The following is a 1,212-nucleotide window of genomic DNA, read 5'->3' as shown; positions in this document are numbered from 1 at the left end:
GCGTTGCGCCTCGGGGGTGGGGGTGGTCTGGTGGGGCTTGACGACGTGGTGGGGCGTCGGCGGGTGATCGATCCCGCGACGGTCGAGGGGTGGGCGGCGGCCAGTGGGCCGGCGATGCCGGAGCGGGTGGACCCTTCGTTGGTGCCGGAGTTCACCGGTGACCTGGCGTTGCTGGAGACGGCGCGGGGCCTGTTGGCGAAGGACGCGGACGAGCTGCGGGACATCGGCGGGGACGTCCACGCCAGGTTCCAGGGGTTGTCCGCGTTCTACCAGGCGCCGGAGGCCGGGCAGTTGTTCGCCTCCACCCAGCCGGTGCGTGACCGCGCGGACGACTTCGCCACCCAGCTGGAGGCCGTCGTCTCCGCCCTGGCCACCTACGCGGAGGAGATCCGCCCGCTGGTCGAACGCCTCAACACCCTCCGTCTGGAGGCCGCCGCGTTCACCGACACCATCGCGGGGGACGACGACTGGAACGCCGACGGTGACCTGGTGGAGCGCAACAACAGCCTCCTGTCGCAGATCTCCACCACGGTGGCGGAGTTCTGGGCGGCGGAACGGCACTGCGCCAACACCATCAGCGCGCTGGTGGGCGGCACCCGGTGGCGGGTGGACGACGGCTCGGGCGCCGAGGGCATGTACGGGCTGTCGGTTCAGGACATGGCCCAGGCCGCCCAGACCCCGTGGGGGTCGGTGGTGGAGGAGAAACGCCAGTGGTACGAGATCGGCCACCACCTGAAGTCGTTCGTGTGGGACGGCATCGTCATCGACGGCATCGTGGGCACCTTCCAGGGGCTGGGCGCGCTGCTGCCGTGGAACGACGGCGCGGCCGAGGCGTGGCGGGGCCTGGGACAGCTCGCCACCGGGCTGACCACGATCGGCGCGCTGGCCGCCACCGCCGACGACCTCGGCCTGCTGCCCGACAGCCCGGTGACGGACTGGATGAGCGACTCCCGCGACGCCGCCGTCGACACCGCGCAGGCCATGGTCGCCTGGGACACCTGGGAGGAGAACCCCGCCCGCGCCGCCGGCGCCCTGACGTTCAACGTCCTGACCACCGCCGCCAGCCTCGGCACCGGCACCGCCGCCGTCGCCACCGGAGCAGCAGCCCGCACCGCCTCGACCGCAGCCCGCGCCGCCACCCACGCCGGCCGCGCCCTCGACCCCATGACCCACGTCGCCCGGGGCACCTCCGCCGCGTTCTCGGCCCTGCGC

At 73.5% G+C, this 1,212-nt stretch carries 1 pseudogene; it reads left to right on the top strand.

The features are described from left to right. Positions 1 to 30: 30 nt before the first annotated feature. Positions 31 to 1,212, top strand: a pseudogene (locus ACTWP5_RS32055) (ADP-ribosyltransferase); the annotation flags it as partial.

The sequence above is a fragment of the Streptomyces sp. 4N509B genome (assembly GCF_052245655.1).
Classification (GTDB): Bacteria; Actinomycetota; Actinomycetes; order Streptomycetales; family Streptomycetaceae; genus Streptomyces.
Note: the sequence above shows the minus strand (reverse complement) of the source record. Positions and strands in the feature narration are given on the sequence as shown.